We start from the raw sequence: 24,550 nt of genomic DNA, 5'->3' as shown, positions 1-24,550 counted from the left end.
CTGACGATGCCGTCGACACCGGATCCGTACCGGTGTCGGCGGCATCGTCGACAATGGAGGTATGGGACGCGGTGACGGGACGGGGCGGATCGTCTCGCCCGACGGCGCCGACGACACCGGCACCCGCATCCTCCACGTCGACATGGACGCGTTCTACGCGTCTGTCGAGGTCCTCTACGACCCCTCACTGGCGGGCAAGCCGCTCATCGTCGGCGGCATGGAGGGGCGCGGCGTCGTCTCGAGCGCCTCGTACGAGGCTCGGCGCTTCGGCGTGCGCTCCGCGATGTCGGTCGGCCGCGCCCTGCAGCTGTGCCCGCAGGCGATCGTCGTCGTGCCGCGGTTCGAGCGCTACTCGGAGCTGTCGAAGAAGGTCATGGCCATCTTCCGCGACGTCACCCCGCTCGTGGAGCCACTCTCGATCGACGAGGCGTTCCTCGATGTGAGCGGCGCGCGCCGGCTGTGGGGGAGTCCCGGCGAGATCGCCCGCATGGTCCGGCGTCGCGTGCTCGACGAGACCGGACTGACGTGCAGCATCGGCGTCGCCGCCACGAAGCACGTCGCCAAGATCGCCTCGACCGTGTCGAAGCCCGACGGCCTCCTCATCGTCAGCGAGTCGGAGACCCAGGCGTTCCTCGCGGCGCGGCCCGTGGGCGCGCTGTGGGGCGTGGGACCGAAAGCAGCCGAGGCGCTCGAGGCCCGCGGCATCCGGATGGTGTCGGACATCCTGAACACGCCCCGGGGCGTGCTCGACCGGGCGCTGGGACCGGCGATGGGCGCCCGGGTGTCGCAGCTGGCCCGCGGGATCGATCCGCGGTCCGTCCAGACCGAGCACACCGAGAAGAGCGTGGGTCACGAGGAGACCTTCCTCGAGGACGTGTCCGACGTCGCGACGCTGCGGAGCGAGTTCCGGCGGTTGTCGGACCGGGTCGCGAGCCGCCTCCGCGCGGGCGGCTGGGAGGCCCGCACGATCGCGGTGAAGGTGCGGTTCTCCGACTTCACGACGCTGTCGCGGTCGGTGAGCGTCCCCGAGCCCACCAACGTCGGCCAACGCATCGGCGACGTCGCCCTCGACCTCTTCTCGAAGATCGACCTCGTGCAACCCGTGCGCCTCATCGGCGTCCGCGGCGAGAAGCTGACCGCCGACGGGGTGGGCGGCCTCGCGCTGTGGGACGACGATGCCGAGTGGCGCCGGGTCGACGCCGCGCTCGACGACGCGCGCTCGCGCTTCGGGCGCGGCGCCGTGACGAGGGCGAGCACGCTCGGCCCCAGACGCGACGTCAATGCGCTGCCGACCAATCCGCGACCGGTGCAGGAGTGAGGATGCGTCACGCGCAAGCCCCTGTGCGTGACGGTGCGACCGGCTAGCGTGGTCGTCATGGCCAACCTCCCTCTCGAACTCGGCAAGCAGTTCGCGTCCCTCGGTGTCACGAGCGTCTACGGCGAGCAGCAGGACGTCGACGGCATCCGGCTCATCCCCGTCGCCCTCACCTGGTCGGGCTTCGGCGCGGGGGAGGACCCCAACGGCGGCGGCGGCGGTGGCGGCGGTGCCGCGATCCCGGTCGGCGCCTACATCCGCAAGGGCGACGACCTGCGGTTCGAGCCGAACCTCGTCTCGCTCCTGGCCGTCGGGATCCCCTTCGTGTGGGTCGCCGGACGGGCGCTCAGCCGCGTCATCCGTGCCCTCACCCGCTGATCCCTCCCTCACCACAGCGGCAGCGGCGGGGATCGAGCGGGTCGCCGACGCGGTGACCGCGGCGTCCGGCGTCCCGGTCGTCGTCCTGATCGACGGACGCTCGGGTGCCGGCAAATCGACCTTCGCCGACACGCTGGCCGGGCGGTTCCCGGATGCGGCCGTCGTGCGGCTCGACGACGTCTACCCGGGGTGGGACGGACTGCGGGCGGCGACCGACATCGTGCACGAGCGGGTCCTGACGCCGCTCCGGCGCGGTGAGCCCGCCCGATGGCCGCTGTGGGACTGGTCCCGCGACAGACCGTCGGGACGTCACGCGACGGTCGAGCCCGCCCCGGTGGTCATCGTCGAAGGAGCCGGCGTCCTCACCGCGGCATCCGCCGCTCTCGCGGACGTCACGGTCTGGCTGGAGGCACCGGATGTCGCGCGCAAGGCGCGCGCCCTCGCCCGCGACGGCGATGCCTATCGCCCGCACTGGGAGCGGTGGGCGACGCAGGAGGATGCGCACCTGCGCGAGAACCGACCGGCGGAGCTCGCGCGGATCGTCGTCGCCCTGCCCTGATCCTCCGTCAGTCGTCGAGGGCGCGGACGAGCACGTCGAGTCGGTACCCGACCCACTCGTACACCCCGAAGCGGGGATCCCCGTCGTCGTCATGGTCCTCGCCGGTGACGCCGAGCCGCTCCGCGAGCACGAGCCGCAGCGCGGCGAGGGTCCGCAGCCACGCGCCGGCGACCTCCGGCGTCAGCTCGACGACAAGCGCGTCCTCGGCCTGGGTGCGGTCGAGCTCCGCAGGGTCCAGGTCGCGTCCGTCCCGGCGCAGCGACGCGCGCACCACCCCGGCATCCGTCAGCCGTCGCTCCAGGATGTCGTCCTGCGTGAGCCGGCGGAACTCCGCGGCTGCGTCGGCGTCGTCGCGGTAGGCGTCGGGGACGAGCCGGCGGACAGCGGGATCGCGTGCGTCGCCCGCGGACACGACCTCCTCGAACTGCGCGAGGAGGTTCGACAGGTGCGCCGCCTCGAGCAGGGTGAGCTCGAGGCTCACCCGCCGGCCGGTCACGATCCCGCCTCGCGCACGGTCGCCCAGAGTCCGTAGTCGTGCATCGCCTGCGCGTGGAGTTCCATCTGCTCCCGCGACCCCTCGGCCACGACGGCGTGCCCGTCGTGGTGGACCGCCAGCATCAACCGGTGCGCCTTCTCACGGGAGTACCCGAAGTACTCGCGGAAGACGTGGACGACGTAGCTCATGAGGTTCACCGGGTCGTTCCAGACGACCGTCTGCCAGGGACCCGACGTAGATGTCCGCAGGTCGACCTGTTCGTCGAGGTCGGGACTCGCGATGCTCATGTCACGCCCATCCCAGTTCGTGCAGTCGTGTGTCGTCGATCCCGTAGAAGTGGGCGATCTCGTGCACGAGCGTCGTGTGCACCTCGTCGCGGAGTTGATCGAGGTCGTCGCACGCATCCAGGTGCGGCTCTCGGTAGACGATGATCCGGTCGGGGAGATCCCCCATCCCGTACCGGTCGCGCTCGGTCAGGGCGAGGCCGTCGTACAGTCCGAGCAGACCGAGGGATCCGTCCTCGGGACGGTCCTCGACGACGAAGACGACGTTGTCGAGACCGGCGACCATCTCATCGGGTAGGGCGTCGAGTTCGGACGCCACGAGGTCCTGGAAGGCCTCGGCATCCATCTCGATCACGATTGCGCCTCATGAGGGGAAAGCATGGGGTGAGTAACGGGACTCGAACCCGCGACCCCCTGGACCACAACCAGGTGCTCTACCAACTGAGCTATACCCACCATGTGCCCGTCTCCGGGCAACCACACAAGTGTATTACAGACCCGAGGCGAACGATGACACCGTCGCGGCCGCGGCGTTCCGCGCGTCGTCGCTCGTCGGTCCGGGGGCGGCGACGAAGACCGTCTCGCGGTAGTAGGCGAGTTCGCGGATGCTCTCGCGGATGTCGGCGAGGGCGCGGTGTCCGCCGTCCTTCGCAGGGGCGTTGAAGTACGCCCGGGGGTACCAGCGCCGGGCGAGCTCCTTCACGCTCGACACGTCCACGTTGCGGTAGTGCAGCCACCGGTCGACACGCGGCATGTAGCGGGCGAGGAACATCCGGTCCGTGCCGATCGTGTTGCCCGCGAGCGGCGCCTTGCCCTCGGGCACGAAGCGCTGGATGTACTCGAGCACCTGGAACTCGGCGTCGGCGAGGCTGACGCCGTTCGGGATCTCGGTCAGCAGCCCCGAGCTCTCGTGCATCTTCGTGACGAAGTCGTTCATGTGGGCGAGGGCTGAGTCGTCCGGCTTGATGACGATCTGGAACCCCGGGTCGAGCACGCGGAGGTCGAAGTCGGTGATCACGACGGCGACCTCGACGAGCTCGTCCACCGACAGGTCGAGGCCCGTCATCTCGCAGTCGATCCAGACGAGGCGGTCGTTCTCCGCAGCTGACACGTGGTCTCCTCCCACAGGAGTCGGCGTGGTCACGGCGACTCGGAGCCCCTCCAGGAGGATTCGAACCCCCGACCTGGCGGGTAGAAACCGCTCGCTCTGTCCACTGAGCTATGGAGGGAAGGATGCTCGTTCCCCAGGCTACCGCTCAGACCGCGATGGTCGCTCGGCGCACACGCAGCGCCCGCCAGCGTGCCGACAGGGCGAGGGCGAGGTGGACGCCGGGGCCGATGAGCACGGCGAACAGGACGGTCCCGAGCCCGACCGTGCCGCCGAGGAGCCATCCGGTGACGAGCACGCTGCCCTCGACCGCGAACCGGCACACCCAGATCGGCCAGCCGAACCGCGCGTGCAGCCCCGTCATGAGTCCGTCCCGAGGGCCCGGCCCGAGGTCTGCCCCGAGGTAGATCCCGGATGCGGCGGCGATGAGCGCGATGCCCAGGAGGAAGACGACGACGCCCCAGAGGTAGTTCCCGACCGGGGGGATCACGGCCAGCGCGCCCTGCATGACCGTCCCGACCACGAGGATGTTCGCGATCGTTCCGATCCCGGGCTTCTGGCGGAGCGGGATCCACGCCACCAGGACGAGGGCGCCGGTGAGGACGACGATCCAGCCGATGCCGATCCCGGTCTGCAGCGCGAGTCCCTCGGCGAGCACCGTCCAGGGGTCGAGGCCGATGCCGGCCTGGACGAGCACGGCGCATCCGACGCCGAAGAGAGCGAGGCCGACGACGAGACGGATGAGGCGGAGGGTCATGAGGCCATTCCAGCGTACGATTGGCCTCCTGCACACAGTCCAATCTCGGATCGGTGGACCATGGACTCTCGAATCGGCGCCCGGACCCTCGCCGGCGCCCTCGGCGGCTGGCGGACCCGGACGCCCACCTACGAAGCCCTCGCCGACGGCATCCGGCTCCTCTGCCTCGACAACCGCATCCCGGCCAACACCGCCCTTCCCGCGGAGCGGGAACTCGCCGTGATCCTCGGACTCAGCCGCGCGACCGTCGCCGCCGCATACCGCTCGCTGCGCGACAGCGGTCACATCGAGAGCACCCGCGGATCGGGGAGCGTGACGCTCCCGCAGGTGCGTCGCGGGACGGGCCGGGTCTTCGACGACGGGGACGGCATCGATCTGCAGCAGGCGAGTCCGGCCGCGTGGCCCGGCCTCGCGGGGATCATCGCCGAAGTCGGTGCCGATGCGGCATCCCTCGTCGGCCGGCCGGGCTACGACATCGTCGGCAGCAGCGAGCTGCGCACGGCGATCGCGGACCGGTACACGAAGCGCGGCCTCCCGACTGCTCCCGACGAGATCCTGGTGACGAACGGCGGCCAGCACGCCATCCATCTCGTCACCTCCGCCCTCCTGCGTCCGGGCACGACGGCGCTGCTCGAGACGCCCACCTACCCGCACGCGACCGAGGCGATCAAGGCGACGGGCGCGAGGGTGACGGGGACACCGGTCACGGTGGAGGACGGCTGGGACCTCGACCGCGCGGTCCAGGCCTTCCGCCGCGCCCGGCCCACCCTCGCGTACCTCATGCCGTGGTTCCAGAATCCGACGGGACGGAGCATGACGACGGCGGATGCGGCGACGTTCCGCGCCGCGGCCGACGGCGCGGGCAGCGTGCTCGTGATCGACGAGACGACGGCGGAGCTCTCCATCGACGGCGACACCCCCGCCGCGCTCGACTTCGGCCCTCGCGCCGTCCGGATCGGATCCCTCGGCAAGACGGTCTGGGGCGGGCTGCGTGTGGGTTGGGTCCGCGCCGAGCGGGCGTTCGTCCGCCGCCTCGTCGCGTCGCGGCCGCGGCGGGACCTCGGGACGGCGGAGTTCGAGCAGGCCGTCGCGACGCGGCTGGTCCGCTCGATGCACGAGATCCTGCCCCAGCGGGCGGAGCTGCTCGGGCGGGGGAGGGATGCCGCCGTCGCCGCGCTGCGCGAGATGGCGCCGACCTGGTCGGTGCCGGTGCCCCGTGGCGGTGTCTCGCTCTGGGTCGGGCTGGACGCGCCGCGCAGCGGCGGCCTGGTCCTGGCGGCTCGTCGCGAGGGGGTGCTCCTGTCAGCGGGTCCGCGCTTCTCGGTGGACGGCGGCTACGACGGACACCTGCGCCTACCCTTCACCGCACCGCCGGAGCAGATCCGTCAGGCTGTCGCCGTGCTGGCGCGCGTGTGGCCGGAGGTGACCGGTCGCACCGCGCTCCACCCCGTCGAGGAGCGCGAAGCGATGGCCGCGATCGTCTGATTCGTCGCTCAGCGGGAATCGTGGAGGGCCGCGACGGCATCCTCCAGGCGCCAGAACTCTCCGACGTCGACGAACCCGCCCGCCGCGGCGCGGTAGCGTCGGGCGCGGTAGCGGCATCCGTCGCCGTCACCGGTCCGTGCGACGTGGCCGATCACGCGCCCCGACCCGTCGACGACACGCGCCACGCGGTCGGACACCGTGACCAACCGGTACGCACGGAGCCGGTGGGCGGTGCTCGCTGCGATGGTGCTCATGGTCCCTCCTCCGACGGGTCCACACGGTACGCTCGGCCTCCGACACTCCTCCCTCGGGGAACAGCGCAGCCGTCGCGCGCGTTGTCACCGGTGACGATCCAACAGTGAAAGGAAGGTCTCGCATGCAGACCTATGTGCTTGCCGGAGGCTGCTTCTGGTGTCTCGACGCCGCCTACCGCGCTCTCAACGGAGTCGTCTCGGTGGAGTCTGGATACGTCGGCGGGTCGGTGCCGTCGCCGACCTACGAGCAGGTGTGCACCGGGACCACCGGGCACGCCGAGGCGGTCAGGGTGACCTTCGACGAGGAGGTCATCCCGTCCGACGTCATCCTCGATGCGTTCTTCACGATGCACGACCCGCGGCAGCTGAACCGCCAGGGCAACGACGTCGGCACCCAGTACCGGTCGGCGATGTTCCCCGCCGACGACGCGCAGCGCGAGACGTTCGAGCGTGCCGCCGAGCGCGCGGCCGAGTGGTGGGGCGGCGGACTCGTCACCACCATGGAGCCGCTGACGGAGTGGTACCCGGCCGAGGACTACCACCAGGACTTCTTCGCGAAGAACCCCGGTCAGGGCTACTGCCTCGCCGTCGCCGTCCCGAAGGTGAACAAGGTCCGGGCGCGGTTCGGCGAGTACGCCCGCAGCTGAGCCTCCTCCACAACGCCTCGGCCCCCGATCGGATCCACCGGTCGGGGGCCGAGGCGTTCGTGCGTGCGGCTCCGGCGCGATTCTGAGGGGGCTCCGACGCCCGCCGGGCACGCGGGCGTCGGAGCATCATCCGGGCACGCCGTGCCCCCGACCTCTCAAGGAGTCGCAATGAAGGATCACATCACGATCGTCGGCAACGTCGGCGCGGACCCCGAGTTCCGGCGGCTGCCCGACGGCACACCGGTGGTCGCCCTGCGGGTGGCGAGCACCGAGCGCCGGTACGACGCGAAGGCCGGCGCGTGGGTCGACGGACACACGAGCTGGTACCGGGTGTCGGTGTTCCGCGCCCTCGGCGAGCACGTGGCCGCCTCCGTCCGACGGGGCCAGCGCGTCGTCGTGCTCGGCACCCTCGCGATCAAGCGGTGGGAGGCCGGGGAGAAGTCGGGGACGGATGCCGAGATCGACGCTCTTGCCGTCGGGCACGACCTCGCGTTCGGGACGACCGTGTTCACCGGCACGAGTCGGCTGCGGGAGGAGGCCCGACCGGTCGAGGCGGATGCCCAGTGGGCACCGGCCGGATCGGTCGAGGACTCCGCGGACGACCGAGTCGACCGACCCGAACCGGTCGCGACGCCGTTCTGAGGGGACCCAGCCGGCTCGGAGGGCGCACGCCCTAGACTCTGGCCCGTGCGCCGACACCAGTCCCCGCGGGGAACCCGCCTGCTTCTCATCGCGCTCGCCCCCGCCGTGGCCGTGTCCCTCGTCGCGTGCGCGCCGGAAGCGGCGCCGCGTTCCTCCGAGCCGGCCTCTCCTTCGCCGTCGGTGTCGTCGCCCGGTCCCACGCCCACGGGGACCCCGGTTCCTGCGGACGGCTCGGCTGGCGCGCTCCTGCCGACCTTCACCTCCGTCATGGACGAGGTGTGGCGCCGATCGGAGTCCGTGAAGGGCCGCGACTACGTCGACGCGCTCGTCGCCGCCGGATTCGCGAAGGACGCCATGCAGGTCACCTTCGACGAGACGTCCGTCGGCCTCCCGGCCGACAGCATCCAGTTCTCGGTGCGCATCGATGACGAGTGCCTCGTCGGGCAGGTCGGTCCGTCGGTGCCGGGCCCGACCGCGCTCGTGATGCCGGGGCTTCCCGAGGGGGAGTGCCTGGTGGGGGAGACCCGCCCGATCGACTGGTGACCGCTCCGCGGTGCCGCAGGACGAAGCGTCGCCCGTAGACTTGGGTCGTTATGGCCGAATACATCTACTCCATGGTCCGCGCCCGCAAGGCCGTCGGCGAAAAGCTCATCCTCGACGACGTCACGATGGCGTTCCTGCCCGGTGCCAAGATCGGCATGGTCGGCCCCAACGGTGCCGGTAAGTCGACGATCCTGAAGATCATGGCGGGCCTCGACACCCCGTCCAACGGCGAGGCGAAGCTCTCCCCGGGCTTCTCGGTCGGCATCCTCATGCAGGAGCCCGAGCTCGACGAGTCCAAGACGGTCCTCGAGAACATCCAGGACGGCGTGGCGATCAAGCCCAAGCTCGACCGCTTCAACGAGATCTCCGCCCTCATGGCGGACCCCGACGCCGACTTCGACGCGCTCCTGGCCGAGATGGGCACCCTGCAGGAGGAGATCGACGCCGCTGACGGCTGGGACCTCGACTCCCAGCTGGCGCAGGCCATGGACGCCCTGCGCACCCCGCCGGCCGATGCCGCCATCGCGCCGCTGTCCGGTGGTGAGAAGCGCCGCGTCGCCCTCGCCAAGCTCCTGCTCCAAAAGCCGGACCTGCTGCTCCTCGACGAGCCCACCAACCACCTCGACGCCGAGAGCGTGCTCTGGCTCGAGCAGCACCTGCAGGCCTACAAGGGCGCCGTCATCGCCATCACCCACGACCGGTACTTCCTCGACAACGTCGCGGAGTGGATCGCCGAAGTCGACCGAGGGCGCCTCATCGGCTACGAGGGCAACTACTCGACCTACCTGGAGAAGAAGGCCGAGCGCCTCGACATCCAGGGCAAGAAGGACGCCAAGCTCGCCAAGCGCCTGAAGGACGAGCTCGACTGGGTGCGCTCCAGCGCCAAGGGCCGCCAGACCAAGTCGAAGGCGCGCCTGGCCCGCTACGAGGAGATGGCCGCCGAGGCCGAGCGCACGCGCAAGCTCGACTTCGAGGAGATCACGATCCCGCCCGGGCCGCGTCTGGGCAACGTCGTCATCGAGGCGAAGAAGCTGCAGAAGGGCTTCGGCGACCGTTCGCTCATCGACGGGCTCAGCTTCAGCCTGCCGCCGAACGGCATCGTCGGCGTCATCGGCCCCAACGGCGTCGGCAAGACGACCCTCTTCAAGACGATCGTCGGTCTCGAACCCCTCGACGGCGGCGACCTGAAGATCGGCGAGACCGTCAAGATCAGCTACGTCGACCAGTCGCGCGCCAACATCGACCCCAACAAGACGCTGTGGGAGGTCGTCTCGGACGGGCTCGACATCATCACGGTCGGCAAGACCGAGATCCCCTCGCGCGCCTACGTGTCGAAGTTCGGTTTCAAGGGACCCGACCAGCAGAAGAAGGCCGGGGTGCTCTCCGGTGGTGAGCGGAACCGCCTGAACCTGGCTCTCACCCTCAAGGAGGGCGGCAACCTGCTCCTCCTCGACGAGCCGACGAACGACCTCGACGTCGAGACGCTGAGCTCGCTCGAGAACGCCCTGCTCGAGTTCCCCGGCTGCGCCGTGGTCATCACCCACGACCGGTGGTTCCTCGACCGCATCGCGACGCACATCCTCGCCTACGAGGGCACGGCCGAGAAGCCCGACCAGTGGTACTGGTTCGAGGGCAACTTCGAGGCGTACGAGGCGAACAAGGTCGAGCGACTGGGGGCGGATGCCGCCAACCCGGCCAAGTCGACCTACCGCAAGCTGACGCGTGACTGAGGCCCGCATCCGGGTCCCCATCCACCTCCGGTGGGGGGACCTGGACGCGTACAACCACGTCAACAACGCGTCCATGCTGAAGCTCCTCGAGGAGGCCCGCGTCCGCGCCTTCTGGATGCCGGGCGCCACCGAGCGCGCCGTGCCCACCGCGGTCATCGACGCGAGCCACGGCGCGGCGCAGCTGACGCTCATCGCGCGGCAGGAGATCGAGTACCTCGCGCCGGTGCCGTACCAGCGGGACCCGATCGACGTGCAGATGTGGTTCGGCAAGATCGGCGGATCGAGCGCCGAGGTGAACTACGAGGTCTTCACGCCTGAGGGCCACGAACCGCGCACGCTATACGCACGGGCATCCACCGTCATCGTCCAGGTGGATGCCGTCACTGGGCGCCCCGTGCGGCTGTCGCCCGAGACGCGTGCCGCCTGGGAGCCCTACCTCGGCGAACCGCTGCCGCCGCTCGGACGCCGTTGAGGCGGCTCACTCGGGTGCGGGCACCCGGATCATGATCTCCTGCGCGACCGAGGCCACCAGCTGACCGTCGCGGGAGAAGATCCGGCCCGTCGCGAGCCCGCGACCGCCCTGCGCGCTCGGCGACTGCTGCACGTACAGCAGCCACTCGTCGACCCGCGCCGGGCGGTGCCACCACATCGCGTGGTCGAGGCTCGCGACCTTGAGGCCGGGGGTGGACCACGACGTGCCGTGCGCCCGCAGCACCGACTCCTGGATCGTGAGATCGCTCATGTAGGCGAGGGCGGCCCGGTGCAGGCGAGGGTCGTCGGGCAGGTCGCCGCGGGTGCGGACCCAGACGGACTGCTGCGCCACCTTCTCGTCGCCCGCCGTCGCGTAGAGGGGCTGCTCGACGTGACGCACCTCGATGGGACTCTGGTCGAAGTGCCGTTTGCTCATCGGGTGGAGTCCGGCGAGCACCGCGTCGTCCGAGAGGTCCTCGGGTCCGGGGGCGCCCGCCGGCATCTCGTCTTGGTGCTCGAGCCCCGTGGCGTCCGTCTCGAACGACGCGATCATCGAGAAGATCGGGACGCCCTCCTGGAACGCCTGAGTGCGGCGGGTCGAGAACGACCGGCCGTCGTGGATGCGGTCCACGGAGAAAGTCATCCCGCGCGTCGAGTCACCCGGCCGCAGGAAGTAGCCGTGCATCGAGTGGGCGGCGCGATCGTCCTCGACGGTGCGCTCCGCGGCGATGACCGCCTGTGCGAGGACCTGCCCGCCAAACACCCGGCCGAGCGGCATCGACTGCGAGACCCCGGTGAAGATGTCCTCGGTCGTGCGGGCATCGCTCGACGCGAGATCCAGCACCGCCAGCAAACCGTCGACGTGATCCGATTCGCGCACAGCGTCCCCTCCCGGGCGACCCGAGGCGGCGCCCGGTTGGTAGTTTAGGTCGGATGGCCCCGCAGCTCGTTTTCCCCGACCCGCGCTCGGCGGCAGACCTCCTCACGTTCGCCGGACGCGCCGCCCGACTGGGCGATCCCGCCGTCCGCCTCCGTGCCGCCGCCGGCACGCTCGCCGTCTCCGCGGCCCCGCTCTCGCCGCGCGGGTTCGGGGAGGACACCCCGACGGTGCTCGGCATGCGGTTCCTGCGCATCGACCCCGAGCTCGCCTGCGATCTGCTGGTGGATGCCGGTGCCCTCCGCGCGGGCGACGACGCCACCCGTGTCGCCCTGCCCGACAGCGGCGTCTCGGCGGCGTGGGCGGGCATCTCCCCGCCGCGCGGAGGATGGGTGCCGGGCGATCCGGTGCCGGTCGAGAACCTCGCGCGCGCCGTGCGTCGCGGCGTCGACGAGGTGGCCCGTGCGCTCCCCGCGTCCCCCGGGGAGGACCTCGTCCGCACCGTCCGCACCGCCGTCTGGGGCGCCGAGGACACCGAGTTGAACGGGCTCATCGCCGGGGTCGCCTTCGCGGCCGACGCACTCGGGTTCCTCGGACCGGATGCGGGAGGGGAGGCATCCGTCCTCCGGACCGGCACGTGGACACGTGTCACGCTGCCCCGCGGTCACGTCCTCGTCCGGGCGGGCAACCCGACGGGGCTGACCGCCGTCCGCGCGACCGGCATCCGCTGAGCGGACGACGGGCTCAGGACTCGGGACGCACCGGCAGCGTCGATCCGCCGTGCGGCTTCGCGGTCGGTCCGATGCCCGTCGGCTCGAAGGTGTTCACCATGGCGTGGGCGGCACGCTGGAGGTAGTCCCACAGCGTCGCCTCGTGCAGCGGCGACAGGTGCGCCTCGTCGACCGCGATGCGCATGGCTCGCAGCCAGCGGTCCCGGGCGTCCGGGTTGACGTGGAACGGCGCGTGACGCATCCGCAGGCGCGGGTGGCCGCGTGTCTCGCCGTAGGTGGTCGGACCGCCCCAGTACTGCTCGAGGAAGAGCAGCAGCCGTTCGGCGGCGGGACCGAGGTCCTCTTCCGGGTACATGGGTCGGAGCACGTCGTCGGCGGCGACTTCGCGGTAGAACGCGTCGACGATACGCCGGAACACGTCGTGCCCGCCGACCTCGTCGTAGAAGCTCACGGTCTCGCTCACGGGGCCGAGCTCCCCTCGGGTCCGTCCCCGTCGGTGCGCCCGCGTTTCTTCGGCCGCCACGCCAGCCGCGGCGGAGTAGCCGGAGCGACCTGCTGGGGCTTGGTCTTGGGCGGGTTCGCTCCGCGGATGCTCTGCACGGCGTCCGCACCCTCGAGCAGGGTGGACTGGAGCTGGGGCAGCGGCACACCGAGCGTGTCGAGCGCCGACTTCAGGCGCTTGCGCAGCGCACGCGAGACGTCGTCCTTCGCGTTCGGCCGGGTCTTCAGCACGAGACGCGTCACGAGGGTGTCGCCGTCGATCGACTCGAGCCCCCAGATCTCGGGCTTGTCGATGATGCGCGTACGCCACTTCGGTTCGCGGACGAGATCCTTCGCCGCGGTGAGCATGGCGTCCTCGACGGCGTCGATGTCGGCATCGGCCGGGACCCCGACATCGATCACGACGCGCGCCCAGCCCTGCGACATGTTGCCGATGCGGGTGATCTCGCCGTTGCGGACGAACCAGAGCGTGCCGTTGACGTCGCGCACGTGCGTGACGCGGACGCTCACGTACTCGACGATGCCGGTCGCGAGCCCCACATCGACGACGTCGCCGATGCCGATCTGGTCCTCGGCCACGATGAAGATGCCGTTGAGGACGTCCTTGACGATGTTCTGCGCGCCGAAGCCCAAGCCCGCACCGATGGCCGCGGACAGCAGGGCGAAGGAGCCGAGCACACCCTGGTTGATGATCGACACGATCGTGAGCACCGCGACGATCACGATCGCCACGTTGACGATGTTGGTGAGGATCGATCCCAGCGTGCGGGTGCGCTGGACGATCCGGACCTGCGCCAGCGGCGACATGTCGATCGCGCGCGTGTCCTCGGCCGCCGCGCGGGACTTGGCGCCCGTCACGATCCGGTCCACGACGCGCGCGATGAGCCGTCGCATCAGCCACGACGCGGCGAGGGCCACCACGACGGTGACCGCCACCCACAGGATGTTCCAGCCCGCATCGACGAGGAAGCGGAGGAAGCCGTCGCGGACGGTCTCCCAGTCGACAGCACCCGTTCCGTTCATTCCACCGATCCTATCGAGCCCGTCCCGGACCGACCTGAGACGCGTCAGGCGTCGGCGGGGTCCGCCAGCCCGTGGGCGATGAGCACAGCGTGCACCCGGTCGCGCGCCGGGAGCTTGGCGAGGATCCGCCCGACGTGCGTCTTGACGGTGGATTCGCCGAGGAACAGCGCCGCGGAGATCTCCGCGTTCGTGAGCCCGCGCGCCATCGCGTCGAGCACCTCCCGCTCGCGGGCCGTCAACGCGGCGCTCCGGTGCGGCTCGGGGTGCGGTCGCCCTCCCGCGGTGACCAGCTCGATCATCCGGCGGGTGACGCGGGGCGAGAGCGTGGCCTCGCCTGCAGCGACCGCCCGGACGGCCGCGACGAGCTCCTCCCGCTCGGCATCCTTCAGAAGGAAGCCGCCGGCACCGGCGCGGAGCGCGCCGAAGGCATACTCGTCGAGGTCGAACGTCGTCAGGACGAGCACGCGGGTGCCGGGATGATCGCGACGGATGCGGCGGGTCGCCTCGATGCCGTCCATCCCCGGCATCCGCACGTCCATCAGGACGACGTCGGGCGCGAGCGCGGCGACGGCGTCGACGGCCGAGGCTCCGTCCGCGGCCTCGCCGACCACCTCGATGTCGTCGGCGGCCTCGAGCACCATCCGGAAGCCCAGGCGGATGAGTGGCTGATCGTCGGTGATGACCACGCGGATCGGTCGCTCGCTCATTCCTGCTCCTCCCGCGGCAGCCACGCCCGCACCGTCCATCCTCGCTGCTCGCCGGGGCCGGCCGTCACGGTGCCGCCCGCGAGCTCGACGCGCTCGCGCACCCCCTGCAGGCCGAAGCCTCCCGCCGCCGAGGGAATCGAGGCGGACAGGCCGTCGTCGACGACCGAGACCGACACTCCTTCGTCGGCGTACCGGATGTCCACGTCGATGCGGGTGGCCGCGCGGGCATGCCGCAGGACGTTGGTCACGCCCTCCTGGACGATCCGCGACACCGCCAACCGCGTCGCCGTCGGCACGTCGGGCTCGCCCACCACCGTGAGGTGCGTCTCGAAGCCCGCAGCGCGGGCGGAGGCGACCGTCTCCGCCGTCGTGTCACGGACGAGAGGCGCGAGCGGAGCGGCATCCGCGTCCCGCAGGACACCGAGGGTCGCCCGCATGTCGCGGAGCGCCTCGCGACCCGTCGCCGAGATCGCCTCCGCACCGGGACGGGCGTGCGCGGCATCCTTCGACGCGGCCACCCCCTCGGCCAGCGCGACCATCACCGTCAGCGAGTGGGCGACGATGTCGTGCAGCTCGCGGGCGATCCGCTCGCGCTCGGCCGCGGCGGCGAGCTGCGCCTGCTGATCCCGCTCGACGAGGAGGCGGCGGGAGTGCGCGATGAGGGCTTCGACGTAGCGTTTGCGGCCGCCGACGTTCGCACCGATGAGCCCTCCGATCAGCATCAGAAGGGCTTCGCCGATGAGGACGTTCCAGGCGATGTCGGGGGCGATGACCCCGCTGAACCCGAGCGCGCCCGCCACGACGACCAACAGCGAGAGCCCCGCTCCCACGGCGATCAGGCACACCCGATTGCTGCGGTAGACCGCGACGGTGTAGGTCGCGATCCCGACGAGCGGTCCGCCGAGCGACACCGGGGAGAAGAGGTAGGCCGCCGCGACGAGGACGGTGATCGCGAAGACCCCGACGGGGTTGCGACGACGGACGAGGAGGGCGAAGCTCCCGAGGACGACGACCGAGGCGAGGACCGGCCAGATGCGGTCCCAGGTCTGCGGGTCGATCCGATCGTCTGCGACGGCCCGGTCCGGCAGGGCGATGACCGGAGCGACCGAGAGGAGCAGACAGAAGCCCGCGATCGCGATGTCGGCGAGGACCGGGTGACGCGCCCAGAACCGCCGGAGGACGCCGGGAGGACGCGGAAGCCGCGGCTCGGCCTCGGGAGAGGCGTCGCCACGGCTTCCGGTGATCACCCGATGACCTTACGCGTCGCGGGTGCGCAGCACGGCCCAGCCGAGGAACAGGGTGCCCACGGGCCAGGCGACCGTCGCGGCGAGCGAGGGCCAGAAGACCTCTCCGTCCAGGTCCGTGAGCGCCGCGGCCGCGTTGCCCGGGAGCCAGCGGCCGAGATCGACGATCCACTGCCAGGACTCGCCGAACAGCATGAACAGCTGCAGCACGAGGGGCAGGACGAACAGGATGCCGACGGTCGTCGCGATCGCCCCGGCACCGTTGCGGACGATGAACCCCCACCCGAGGCCGAGCAGACCGAACGTGGCCATGGCCAGCACGCTGAGCAGCAGCGGCAGCCACAGCTCCTTCCCGTCGCCCCAGGCGTAGGCGTCGGCGCCGAGGATCGGCATGATCACGAGCCCGGCGATCGCCGACGTCACGGCCGCGAGCAGCGCGAGGGTCGTCGCGATCACGACGGACTTGGCCACGAGCACACGACCACGGCGGGGCTCGGCCGTGAGGGTCGAGCGGATCATCCCGGTCGAGTACTCGCCGGTGATCGCCATGGCGCCCAGGATGCCGGCCACGAGCATCGTGAACTGGACGGGCAGGGTGATGGCGGCGACAGGGCTCAACCCGGGACCGAAGCTCGACGACGCACCGGCGATCATCGCGGCCAGTCCGACGGTGAGGAGGGCGGCGATGCCCAGGGACCACCAGGTCGAGCGCAGGGTGAACAGTTTGAGGAACTCGCTGCGCACGAGGCGACCGAACGACAGCCGGGCCGACGGGTGACCCGGGGCGGACGTCTGACGGGTCAGGGGAGCGGACGGGGCGACGGCGGTCATCGCGCGACCTCCTTGGTCTGGTACTCGACAGCACCCTCGGTGAGGGCGAGGTAGGCGTCTTCGAGCGACCCGCTGCGCGGAGTCAGCTCGTGGAGCGGGATGCCGGCATGGGCGGCGGTGTCGCCGATCGCCGCGGCGGTGAGGCCGGTGACCTCGAGCACGCCGTCGGCACCGGACGAGACGGTCACGTCCGCGGCGGCCAAGGCGTTCGCGAGCTCGGCGGCGCGCGGAGAGCGCACCAGCACGGTGGCCCGGGTCCAGGCGCGCACGATCTCATCGATGCCCGCATCCGCGAGCACGCGCCCGCGACCCAGGACGATGACGTGGTCCGCCGTCTGCGCCATCTCGCTCATCAGGTGGCTCGAGAGCAGGACGGTCCGCCCCTCGGCGGCCTGTGCTCGCACGAACTGCCGGACCCAGCGGACACCCTCGGGGTCGAGTCCGTTGACGGGCTCGTCGAGGATGAGGGTGCGCGGGTCACCGAGCAGGGCGGCGGCGATCCCGAGGCGCTGGCCCATGCCGAGCGAGAACCCGCCGGCGCGTTTGCCGGCGACGCTCTGGAGACCCGTGATCTCGATCACCTCGTCGACGCGCGAAGGCGGGATGCCGTGGGTCGCGGCCATGGCCCGCAGGTGACTGCGCGCGCTGCGGCCGGTGTGGACCGCCTTCGCGTCGAGGAGGATGCCGACCTCCGTCAAGGGCGAGCGCATCGACCGGTACTCGCGTCCGTCGAGGGTGACCCGGCCGGACGTGGGCCGGTCGAGCCCGACGATCATGCGCATCGTCGTCGACTTCCCGGCGCCGTTCGGGCCGAGGAATCCCGTCACCTTCCCGGGTTGGACGGCGAAGTCGATCCCGTCGACGGCGGTCTTGTCTCCGTACCTCTTCGTGAGGCCTTCTGCAACGATCATGACCTCGACGTTACGGACCGGATGCGGCCGCCGCGTCCCCCGTGAGGGCGATATCGACGAGGGGGCGTCGTACCACGGTACGACGCCCCCTCGTGTGACCTGCGGCTCAGTCCTGGCGGTCGCGCTCCTGCACGGAGAGGGCACGCTCGACGCCCGCGAGGTTCTCGTTCACCAGGCGTCGAAGGGCAGCGGGCGCGTCCCGGTGCTCGGCGAGCCAGCCGCGCGTGGCGTCACGCAGGGCGGCATCGGCGAGGGGCGCCGGGAACAGCCCCACGATCAGGTACTGCGCGATCTGGTAGGTGCGCGACTCCCACACCGGCAGCAGCATGTCGAAGTACGCGTCGACGAACTCGCGGAGCGCGGGCACGCCCGCGGGGTTCACGAATCCGGCCGCGGCCGAACGCACCACGGTGTTGGGCAGGTCGGCGCTGTCGACGAGGGACTGCCAGGCGGCGCGCTTGGCCTCCACCGACGGGAGCGCCGCGCGCGCCTGTGCGGCGAACTCGCCGCCCTTCGCGGTGTTGTCGGCCGCCAGGGCCTCGTCGATCTCCGCTGCGGAGACGACTCCGCCGGCGGCGAGCGACACGAGGAGCGCCCACGAGAGGTCGGCGTCGATCTCGAGCCCGGGCAGCTCCTGCGCGCCGGAGCGCAACTGCGCGACGCGCTCCCACTGAGCGGGGGTGGATGCCGCGGACGCGTACGCCGTGACGAACTGCAGCTGGCTGTCGCTGCCGGCCTCGGCATCCTGCGCGAGTGCCCAGAGGCCCTCGGCGACGCGCTCACGAGCGGCGTCCCGGGTCGCCGGGTCCACGTAGGAGTTCGCGGCGAGCTGCAGCTGGGCGAGAGTGGTGCGCACGGTGGTCGACTCGGTCTCGGTGCCGATGTTCTGCAGCACCAGGTCGAGGTACTCGGTCGCCGACGCCTCTCCGTCACGCGTCTGGTCCCACGCCGCGCCCCAGACGAGCGAGCGGGCGAGCGGGTCGCTGATCTTGCTGAGGTGCGCCGTGGCGGTGCGCAGCGACTTCTCGTCGAGGCGGATCTTGGCGTACGCGAGGTCGTTGTCGTTCAGCAGCACGAGGTCCGGCTGCCGGTGCCCGACGAGGTCGGGGACCTCGGTGAGGTCGCCGTCGACGTCGAGCTCGAGGTGGTGCGTCCGGACGAGCTCTTCGCCCTGCAGGGTGTAGAAGCCGACGCCCAGGCGGTGCGGGCGGATCGTCGGGTAGTCGGCGGGCGCGGTCTGGACGATCGCGAAGCGCGTGATCACACCGTCGCCGTCGACGCGGATCTCGGGAGCGAGCGTGTTGACGCCAGCCGTCTCGAGCCACTTCTTGGACCAGGTGGTGAGCTCGCGCCCGCTCGTGCTCTCGAGCTCGACCAGGAGGTCGCTGAGCTCGGTGTTGCCCCACGCGTGCTTCTGGAAGTACGCCGACACCCCCGCGAAGAACGCCTCGATGCCCACCCAGGCGGCGAGCTGCTTGAGGACGGATCCGCCCTTCGCATACGTGATGCCGTCGAAGTTGACCTGCACGTCCTCGAGATCGTTGATCTCGGCGAAGACGGGGTGCGTCGAGGGGAGCTGGTCCTGACGGTAGGCCCAGGTCTTCTCCATGGCGTTGAACGTCGTCCACGCCTCGGTCCACTCCGTCGCCTCCGCCGTGGCGATGGTCGACGCCCACTCGGCGAACGATTCGTTCAGCCAGAGGTCGTTCCACCACTTCATGGTGACGAGGTCGCCGAACCACATGTGCGCGAGCTCGTGGAGGATCGTGACGACGCGGCGCTCCTTGACGGCATCCGTCACCTTCGAACGGAACACGTAGGTCTCGGTGAAGGTGACGGCGCCGGCGTTCTCCATGGCGCCCGCGTTGAACTCGGGCACGAACAGCTGGTCGTACTTCGCGAACGGGTAGGGGACGCCGAACTTGTCCTCGAAGTAGGCGAAGCCCTGGCGGGTCTTCTCGAAGACATAGTCGGCGTCGAGGTACTGCCACAGGCTCTTGCGCGCGTAGACGCCGAGCGGGATCGTGCGCCCGTCCGAGCTCGTGAGCTCCGAGAACACCTGCTCGTACGGACCGGCGACGAGAGCCGTGATGTACGACGAGATGCGCGGCGTCGGCTCGAACGACCAGGTCGCGACGCCCTCACCCGCGGGCTGCGGCTCGGGGGTGGGGGAGTTGGAGACCACCTTCCACGCGTCGGGAGCCGTCACGGTGAAGCGGAACGTGGCCTTCAGGTCGGGCTGCTCGAAGACCGCGAAAACGCGACGCGAGTCCGGCACCTCGAACTGCGTGTAGAGGTAGACCTCGCCGTCGACGGGGTCGACGAAGCGGTGCAGGCCCTCTCCGGTGTTCGTGTACTCGCAGTCGGCGACGACGACGAGCTCGTTCTCGTCGGTGAGTCCCTCGAGCGCGATGCGCGAATCGTCGTACACCGCGGCGGGGTCGAGCGAGCGACCGTTGAGCGTGATCTCGCGGACGGTGCGGGCGATCAGGTCGACGAAGGTCGACGCGCCGGCGGTGGCGGCGAAGCGGATGACGCTGCGCGACGCGAAGACCTCGTCACCGGTGGTCAGATCGAGGGCGACGTCGTACGCGTGCGTCTCGACGGTCGCGCGGCGCTCCTGCGCTTCGATGCGGGTGAGGTTCTCTCCAGGCACGTTCGTGTCTCCCAGGGGTGAGGGTGGGGTGCCGTGGACAGGCGCTGCTGGCGCCGACGGCAACCGTCCCAGCCTACGCCGACGACTCGCCGGAACGGGGGATCCGCCTCCCTAGAATCGTCACATGCGCATCCACATCGCGACCGATCACGCGGGCATGGAGTTCTCGACCCGCCTGCAGCACCACCTGGCCGAAGCCGGTCACGACGTCGTCGACCACGGTCCCGTCACCTACGACCCCCTCGACGACTACCCGGCCTTCTGCATCCGGGCGGCCCAGGCGGTCGCCGAGGATCAGGCGCGCGGCATCCCGACGCTCGGTGTCGTGTTCGGCGGTTCCGGCAACGGCGAGCAGATCGCCGCGAACAAGGTGCGCGGCATCCGCGCGGCCCTCGTGTGGAACATCGCGACGGCCGAACTCGCGCGCGAGCACAACGACGCCAACGTCATCGCGATCGGCGCGCGTCAGCACACGTTCGACGAGGCCGTCGGGTTCATCGACCGCTTCATCGCGACCCCGTTCCCGGGGGAGGAGCGTCACGCGCGTCGCATCGCGCAGCTCGCGGCGTACGAGACGGACGGCACCCTCGAGGCCGATCCGCGTGCCGTCAAGCCCGACGTGCTCGACGCCTCGGAGACCTTCGACCCGGAAGCGGGCTGATGCCCGAGGGGCATTCCGTCCACCGCATCGCCCGTCAGTTCGACCGCAACTTCGTCGGGCGCCCGGTCGCCGCCTCGAGCCCGCAGGGACGTTTCGCGGAGGGCGCCGCCGTCCTCGACAGCCGGACCCCCACGCAGGTGCGCGCGGTCGGCAAGCAGATGTTCCTCGAGTTCGATGCGGACGTGTGGCTGCGGGTGCACCTCGGGATCTACGGCGCGTGGGACTTCGCGGGTGAGATCCTCCTCGACCCCACGATCGCGTCGGCGAACGGACGGATGGGGCAGACGAACCAGCGCGGGGTCGATCCGGTCTACGACGACGCGGGCGAGAACTCGCTGTCGTCGATCGGAGCGCCCCGTCGCGCGCGCGGCGCGGTGCGGATGAGCGAGCAGACCCGCGGACTCGACGAGACGACGGGTGCCGAATGGCCGCCGCCCGTCGTCGGGCAGGTGCGCCTGCGACTGCTGACCGCGTCGACCTGCGCGGACCTGCGCGGCCCCACTGCGTGTGAGCTGCAGACCGTGGACGAGATGCTCGCCACCGTCGCCGCACTCGGACCCGACCCGTTGGTGGACGACGTGGCGGAGGGCGAGGAGCGTTTCGTCGCCGCCGTCCGGCGCAAGCCGACGCCCATCGGCCAGGTGCTGATGGATCAGAAGGTCGTGAGCGGGATCGGGAACGTCTATCGGGCCGAGCTGCTCTTCCGCGCGAACCTCAACCCGCACACGCCGGCGCGCGACGTGCCCGAGGAGACGGTGCGGGGCCTGTGGCGGGACTGGGTGCGCCTGCTCGCGATCGGTGTCGAGACCGGCCAGATGATGACGATGGACGACCTCGACCCGGAGGCGTACCGCCGTGCCATGGCGCACCGGGACGACCGCCACTGGGTCTATCACCGCGCCGGGCTCCCATGCCGTGTGTGCGGCACGGCGATCGTCCTCGAGGAGATGGCCGCGCGGAAGCTGTACTGGTGCCCGCGGTGCCAGGCGTGATCCGGGACGGGAAGGGCGCACGGTGAGGCAGAACCCGAGTTTCACGATGACGGATGCCGCCGAGCTCCGCCGCGTGATCGACGAGAACCCCTGGGTCACGATCGTGAGCGACACCGAGGCGGGATTGGTGGCGTCCCACTACGCGGTCCTGCTGGACCCGACACGCGAGGACCTGACGATCGTCGGGCACGTCGGACGCCCGGACGATCTCATCCACGGCCTCGGCGAGGCCGAGATCCTCGTCGTCGTCCAGGGTCCGCACGGATACATCTCGCCCGGCTGGTACGGCGACGGCCCCGCCGTCCCCACCTGGAACTTCGTCTCGGTGCACCTGCGCGGTGTACCCGAGATCCTGTCGGCGGAGGAGAACCTCGCTGTCCTCGACCGTCTCGTCGACCGGTTTGAGGGGTCGATGCCGCAGCCGCGCCGCATGTGGGAGGCCCCGAACGACGACGAGTTCGTGCGCCGGCTGGAGAAGGGCACGGTCGGCTTCCGACTGACCCCGACGCACGTGACGGCCAAGCGCAAGCTCAGCCAGAACCGTCCCGACGAGGTCGTCGACACGATCATCGACCGCCTCGACGCCGGTGACAGCCCGTATGCCGATCCGCGTCTGGCCGACGAGATGCGACGCGCCCACGACGCGATCCGGGCGGCACGCTCGTGACGGCGTCGCGCGGCGAGCAGGTCGACGTCATCGCCGGCGTCCGGTTGACCGGCGCCGGGCGGGTCGACCCGTTCGGCGACGCGCCGGTCGACGTGCACCTGCGCGGCGGCGTCATCACGGATATCGCCCCGGCCGGTGCGCTGCCCCGCCGTGGTGTCGTCGTCGAGGGCGACGGCGGATGGCTCGTCCCGGGGCTGTGGGACCACCACGTCCACACCGTGCAGTGGGCCCTCGTCGCGCAGCGGACGCCGCTCGGCGACGTGACGGATGCGGTGCAGGCGGCATCCGTCATGGGGCACTCTCCCGTCCTCGACGACGGACGACGCGTCGGCACCGGCTTCCGTGACGCGCTGTGGCCCGACACCCCCTCGCTCCGTCTGCTCGACGAGCACACCGGCGAGGTCCCGACGTATCTCATCAACGCGGACGTCCACAGCGTCTGGCTGAACAGCGCCGCGTTCCGCCGCGAGTCGATCGCCCCGACCGCGGACGGCATCCTCCGCGAAGGACCGGCGTTCGAGATCTCGCGCCGGCTCAACGACGTGGATCCCGCCGTCTCGGACCGCTTCGTGCGGGACGCCCTCGACCGTGCCGCCGCCCGCGGCGTGACGGGCATCGTCGACCTCGACATGGCGTGGAACGCGGATGCCTGGGCCCGCCGCCTGGATGCCGGCTTCGACAGCCTGCGCGTCTCGTTCGGCGTGTACCCCGACCTCCTCGACCGCGCGATCGCCGTCGGACTGGCCACCGGCGACGCCGTCGACCCGCTCGGGCTGGTGCGCATGGGCTCCCTGAAGGTCATCACCGACGGCTCCCTCGGCACGAGGACCGCCGCGTGCTCGCATCCGTATCCCGACGATCCGCACAACACGGGTGTCCTGACGGTGGCTCCCGACGAGTTGGTGGAGCTGATGATCCGGGCCACCGGCGCCGGGCTCTCCTGCGCGATCCACGCGATCGGCGACGTCGCGAACTCGCACGCGTTGGACGCCTTCGCCCTCACCGGCGCCACGGGCACGATCGAGCACGCTCAGCTCGTCGCGCACGCCGACATCCCGCGCTTCGCTCGACTCGGCGTCGGTGCCAGCGTGCAGCCCGAGCACGCCGTCGACGACCGGGACCTGACCGATTCGGTGTGGGCGGCGCAGACCGCGCTGCCGTACCCGCTGCGCGCCCTCGCCGAATCGGGTGCGAATCTGCTCTTCGGATCGGATGCCCCGGTGTCGCCGCTCGACCCGTGGGCCGCGATGGCGGCCGCCGTCCACCGCACCCGCGGGGGACGCGACCCGTGGCGCCCCGAGCAGGGTCTCGAGGCGGCGACCGCGCTCGCAGCGTCGACGGCGGGCGGCTCCGCCACCGGGAGTGCGCTCGAGCCCGGCCTGACCGCGGACCTCGCCCTGATCGACCGCGATCCTCTCGCCGCCGACGACCCCGGCCTCCGCGCGACACGCGTGGGCGCGACGACGGTCGCAGGCCGGCTCAGCCACATCGCCCCCTGAGGAGACCCCGATGACCGTGTCCGACCAGGCCACCCTGCTCGCCCTCCCGGAGGCGACCCCCGAGGTCGCCGACACCGCCTTCGTTGCCGCCGGCGCGCGCGTGGTCGGCGCGGTCACCCTCGGCGACCGCGCGAGTGTCTGGTACAACGCTGTGCTCCGTGGCGACAGTGCGCCGATCTCGATCGGTGCCCGCAGCAACGTGCAGGACGGCGTCGCCGTCCACGTCGACGCCGAACACGGTGTCGAGGTGGGGAAGGACGTCTCGATCGGCCACAACGCCGTCGTCCACGGCTGCCGCATCGGCGACGGCACCCTCGTCGGGATGGGCTCGGTGATCCTCTCCGGCGCGGTCATCGGTGCGGGATGCCTCATCGCCGGGGGAGCGGTCGTGCTCGAGGGCGCCGTCATCCCCGACGGCTCGCTCGTCGCGGGAGTCCCCGCGAAGGTGCGTCGCCCCCTCACCCCGGAGGAGCGGGCGGGGATCCTCCGCAACGCCGCGATCTACCTCGACCACTCCGCCCGTCACGGCGACGCCGCGTGAGGCGGCTCCTCAGCGTCACCATAGCGGGTCTCATCTAGGC

At 71.1% G+C, this 24,550-nt stretch carries 29 protein-coding genes and 2 tRNA genes; 15 read left to right on the top strand and 16 right to left on the bottom strand.

The genetic code is table 11. The features are described from left to right. The first annotated feature begins 61 nt into the window (after nucleotides 1–61). Genes dinB through Q9S71_RS10385 form a run of 3 tightly spaced genes read left to right on the top strand, consistent with a single transcriptional unit; the run spans nucleotide 62 to nucleotide 2,252 of the window. Nucleotides 62–1,318, top strand: a complete 1,257-nt coding sequence (gene dinB, locus Q9S71_RS10395) for a DNA polymerase IV (RefSeq protein WP_311862240.1) — start codon at nucleotides 62–64, stop codon at nucleotides 1,316–1,318. Between the two features lie 57 nt (nucleotides 1,319–1,375). Next, nucleotides 1,376–1,693 (top strand): hypothetical protein, encoded by a 318-nt coding sequence (locus Q9S71_RS10390; RefSeq protein WP_064002474.1) that lies wholly within the window; start codon nucleotides 1,376–1,378, stop codon nucleotides 1,691–1,693. Next, entirely contained in the window at nucleotides 1,677–2,252 is a 576-nt protein-coding gene (locus Q9S71_RS10385) for a nucleoside/nucleotide kinase family protein (protein WP_311862236.1), read from the top strand. Before Q9S71_RS10390 ends, Q9S71_RS10385 begins: the two co-directional genes overlap by 17 nt. A gap of 7 nt (nucleotides 2,253–2,259) precedes the next feature. Here Q9S71_RS10385 and Q9S71_RS10380 read toward each other — a convergent pair whose 3' ends face one another. The 7 genes from Q9S71_RS10380 to yczE all read right to left on the bottom strand — a co-directional run bounded on the left by Q9S71_RS10380 (nucleotide 2,260) and on the right by yczE (nucleotide 4,897). Then, on the bottom strand, nucleotides 2,260–2,748 hold the full coding sequence (locus Q9S71_RS10380) for a DUF2017 family protein (RefSeq protein WP_311862235.1): 489 nt from the start codon (nucleotides 2,746–2,748) through the stop codon (nucleotides 2,260–2,262). After that, nucleotides 2,745–3,035, bottom strand: coding sequence for an ATP-dependent Clp protease adapter ClpS (gene clpS, locus Q9S71_RS10375; RefSeq protein ID WP_311862234.1), 291 nt, complete (start codon nucleotides 3,033–3,035; stop codon nucleotides 2,745–2,747). Before clpS ends, Q9S71_RS10380 begins: the two co-directional genes overlap by 4 nt. A gap of 1 nt (nucleotide 3,036) precedes the next feature. Beyond that, nucleotides 3,037–3,378 (bottom strand): metallopeptidase family protein, encoded by a 342-nt coding sequence (locus tag Q9S71_RS10370; protein WP_311863239.1) that lies wholly within the window; start codon nucleotides 3,376–3,378, stop codon nucleotides 3,037–3,039. A gap of 34 nt (nucleotides 3,379–3,412) precedes the next feature. After that, nucleotides 3,413–3,488, bottom strand: a tRNA-His gene (locus Q9S71_RS10365). 34 nt (nucleotides 3,489–3,522) lie between these two features. Continuing rightward, entirely contained in the window at nucleotides 3,523–4,143 is a 621-nt protein-coding gene (gene orn, locus Q9S71_RS10360; RefSeq protein WP_311862233.1) for an oligoribonuclease, read from the bottom strand. A gap of 45 nt (nucleotides 4,144–4,188) precedes the next feature. Continuing rightward, a tRNA-Arg gene (locus Q9S71_RS10355) sits at nucleotides 4,189–4,261 on the bottom strand. A 27-nt stretch (nucleotides 4,262–4,288) separates the two neighbouring features. Further along, nucleotides 4,289–4,897 (bottom strand): membrane protein YczE, encoded by a 609-nt coding sequence (gene yczE / locus Q9S71_RS10350; protein WP_311862232.1) that lies wholly within the window; start codon nucleotides 4,895–4,897, stop codon nucleotides 4,289–4,291. Between the two features lie 60 nt (nucleotides 4,898–4,957). On the opposite strand from yczE, the gene yczR reads away from it, so the two are divergent. Next, nucleotides 4,958–6,382 carry a MocR-like transcription factor YczR gene (gene yczR / locus Q9S71_RS10345; protein WP_311862231.1) on the top strand — a complete coding sequence of 475 codons (1,425 nt, stop codon included), beginning with the start codon at nucleotides 4,958–4,960 and terminating at the stop codon, nucleotides 6,380–6,382. 8 nt (nucleotides 6,383–6,390) lie between these two features. On the opposite strand, the gene Q9S71_RS10340 is transcribed toward yczR, so the two are convergent. Next, nucleotides 6,391–6,636: a hypothetical protein gene (locus Q9S71_RS10340; RefSeq protein WP_311862230.1), complete on the bottom strand. Its 246-nt coding sequence runs from the start codon at nucleotides 6,634–6,636 to the stop codon at nucleotides 6,391–6,393. Between the two features lie 122 nt (nucleotides 6,637–6,758). Between Q9S71_RS10340 and msrA the strand changes: the two genes are divergently transcribed. From msrA to Q9S71_RS10315, 5 genes are all read left to right on the top strand, one after another. Next, entirely contained in the window at nucleotides 6,759–7,283 is a 525-nt protein-coding gene (msrA, locus tag Q9S71_RS10335) for a peptide-methionine (S)-S-oxide reductase MsrA (protein WP_311862229.1), read from the top strand. Nucleotides 7,284–7,451: 168 nt separating this feature from the next. After that, a complete protein-coding gene (locus tag Q9S71_RS10330; RefSeq protein WP_311862227.1) occupies nucleotides 7,452–7,925 on the top strand; it encodes a single-stranded DNA-binding protein in 474 nt (157 codons plus the stop codon). Between the two features lie 45 nt (nucleotides 7,926–7,970). Next, entirely contained in the window at nucleotides 7,971–8,468 is a 498-nt protein-coding gene (locus tag Q9S71_RS10325) for a DUF6993 domain-containing protein (protein WP_311862226.1), read from the top strand. A 50-nt stretch (nucleotides 8,469–8,518) separates the two neighbouring features. Further along, the gene (gene ettA / locus Q9S71_RS10320) at nucleotides 8,519–10,198 is read left to right on the top strand and encodes an energy-dependent translational throttle protein EttA (protein ID WP_064001999.1); all 1,680 of its coding nucleotides are present in this window, start codon (nucleotides 8,519–8,521) and stop codon (nucleotides 10,196–10,198) included. Next, nucleotides 10,191–10,670: an acyl-CoA thioesterase gene (locus Q9S71_RS10315; protein ID WP_311862225.1), complete on the top strand. Its 480-nt coding sequence runs from the start codon at nucleotides 10,191–10,193 to the stop codon at nucleotides 10,668–10,670. The genes ettA and Q9S71_RS10315 overlap by 8 nt, the downstream gene beginning before the upstream one ends. A gap of 6 nt (nucleotides 10,671–10,676) precedes the next feature. On the opposite strand, the gene Q9S71_RS10310 is transcribed toward Q9S71_RS10315, so the two are convergent. Further along, on the bottom strand, nucleotides 10,677–11,549 hold the full coding sequence (locus tag Q9S71_RS10310) for an acyl-CoA thioesterase (protein ID WP_311862224.1): 873 nt from the start codon (nucleotides 11,547–11,549) through the stop codon (nucleotides 10,677–10,679). 53 nt (nucleotides 11,550–11,602) lie between these two features. Here Q9S71_RS10310 and Q9S71_RS10305 point away from each other — a divergent pair, with 53 nt between their 5' ends. Further along, complete coding sequence (locus Q9S71_RS10305) at nucleotides 11,603–12,277, top strand: DUF8185 domain-containing protein (protein WP_311862223.1); 675 nt, start codon at nucleotides 11,603–11,605, stop codon at nucleotides 12,275–12,277. 13 nt (nucleotides 12,278–12,290) lie between these two features. On the opposite strand, the gene Q9S71_RS10300 is transcribed toward Q9S71_RS10305, so the two are convergent. The 7 genes from Q9S71_RS10300 to pepN all read right to left on the bottom strand — a co-directional run bounded on the left by Q9S71_RS10300 (nucleotide 12,291) and on the right by pepN (nucleotide 20,150). Beyond that, a complete protein-coding gene (locus Q9S71_RS10300; RefSeq protein ID WP_311862222.1) occupies nucleotides 12,291–12,740 on the bottom strand; it encodes a globin in 450 nt (149 codons plus the stop codon). Continuing rightward, nucleotides 12,737–13,801 carry a mechanosensitive ion channel family protein gene (locus Q9S71_RS10295; protein ID WP_311862221.1) on the bottom strand — a complete coding sequence of 355 codons (1,065 nt, stop codon included), beginning with the start codon at nucleotides 13,799–13,801 and terminating at the stop codon, nucleotides 12,737–12,739. The genes Q9S71_RS10300 and Q9S71_RS10295 overlap by 4 nt, the downstream gene beginning before the upstream one ends. Before the next feature lie 44 nt (nucleotides 13,802–13,845). Continuing rightward, nucleotides 13,846–14,508 (bottom strand): response regulator transcription factor, encoded by a 663-nt coding sequence (locus Q9S71_RS10290; RefSeq protein ID WP_311862220.1) that lies wholly within the window; start codon nucleotides 14,506–14,508, stop codon nucleotides 13,846–13,848. Beyond that, complete coding sequence (locus tag Q9S71_RS10285; RefSeq protein WP_311862219.1) at nucleotides 14,505–15,755, bottom strand: sensor histidine kinase; 1,251 nt, start codon at nucleotides 15,753–15,755, stop codon at nucleotides 14,505–14,507. Before Q9S71_RS10285 ends, Q9S71_RS10290 begins: the two co-directional genes overlap by 4 nt. 9 nt (nucleotides 15,756–15,764) lie before the next feature. Beyond that, entirely contained in the window at nucleotides 15,765–16,583 is an 819-nt protein-coding gene (locus tag Q9S71_RS10280) for an ABC transporter permease subunit (RefSeq protein ID WP_311862218.1), read from the bottom strand. Further along, on the bottom strand, nucleotides 16,580–17,494 hold the full coding sequence (locus Q9S71_RS10275; protein ID WP_311862217.1) for an ABC transporter ATP-binding protein: 915 nt from the start codon (nucleotides 17,492–17,494) through the stop codon (nucleotides 16,580–16,582). The genes Q9S71_RS10280 and Q9S71_RS10275 overlap by 4 nt, the downstream gene beginning before the upstream one ends. 106 nt (nucleotides 17,495–17,600) lie before the next feature. Further along, nucleotides 17,601–20,150, bottom strand: a complete 2,550-nt coding sequence (gene pepN, locus Q9S71_RS10270) for an aminopeptidase N (protein WP_311862215.1) — start codon at nucleotides 20,148–20,150, stop codon at nucleotides 17,601–17,603. A 124-nt stretch (nucleotides 20,151–20,274) separates the two neighbouring features. Between pepN and Q9S71_RS10265 the strand changes: the two genes are divergently transcribed. Genes Q9S71_RS10265 through Q9S71_RS10245 form a run of 5 tightly spaced genes read left to right on the top strand, consistent with a single transcriptional unit; the run spans nucleotide 20,275 to nucleotide 24,510 of the window. Next, nucleotides 20,275–20,811 carry a ribose-5-phosphate isomerase gene (locus tag Q9S71_RS10265; RefSeq protein ID WP_311862214.1) on the top strand — a complete coding sequence of 179 codons (537 nt, stop codon included), beginning with the start codon at nucleotides 20,275–20,277 and terminating at the stop codon, nucleotides 20,809–20,811. Next, nucleotides 20,811–21,803, top strand: coding sequence for an Fpg/Nei family DNA glycosylase (locus Q9S71_RS10260; protein WP_311862213.1), 993 nt, complete (start codon nucleotides 20,811–20,813; stop codon nucleotides 21,801–21,803). Before Q9S71_RS10265 ends, Q9S71_RS10260 begins: the two co-directional genes overlap by 1 nt. A 22-nt stretch (nucleotides 21,804–21,825) precedes the next feature. Next, entirely contained in the window at nucleotides 21,826–22,470 is a 645-nt protein-coding gene (locus Q9S71_RS10255) for an FMN-binding negative transcriptional regulator (RefSeq protein WP_217531846.1), read from the top strand. Continuing rightward, nucleotides 22,467–23,969 carry an amidohydrolase gene (locus Q9S71_RS10250; RefSeq protein ID WP_311862211.1) on the top strand — a complete coding sequence of 501 codons (1,503 nt, stop codon included), beginning with the start codon at nucleotides 22,467–22,469 and terminating at the stop codon, nucleotides 23,967–23,969. Before Q9S71_RS10255 ends, Q9S71_RS10250 begins: the two co-directional genes overlap by 4 nt. A gap of 10 nt (nucleotides 23,970–23,979) precedes the next feature. Next, a complete protein-coding gene (locus Q9S71_RS10245) occupies nucleotides 23,980–24,510 on the top strand; it encodes a gamma carbonic anhydrase family protein (RefSeq protein ID WP_311862209.1) in 531 nt (176 codons plus the stop codon). The last annotated feature ends 40 nt before the right edge of the window (nucleotides 24,511–24,550 follow it).

The organism is Microbacterium gawkjiense (assembly GCF_031932225.1).
Taxonomy (GTDB): Bacteria; Actinomycetota; Actinomycetes; order Actinomycetales; family Microbacteriaceae; genus Microbacterium; species Microbacterium gawkjiense.
This window is presented reverse-complemented; position numbering and strand designations above follow the sequence as displayed.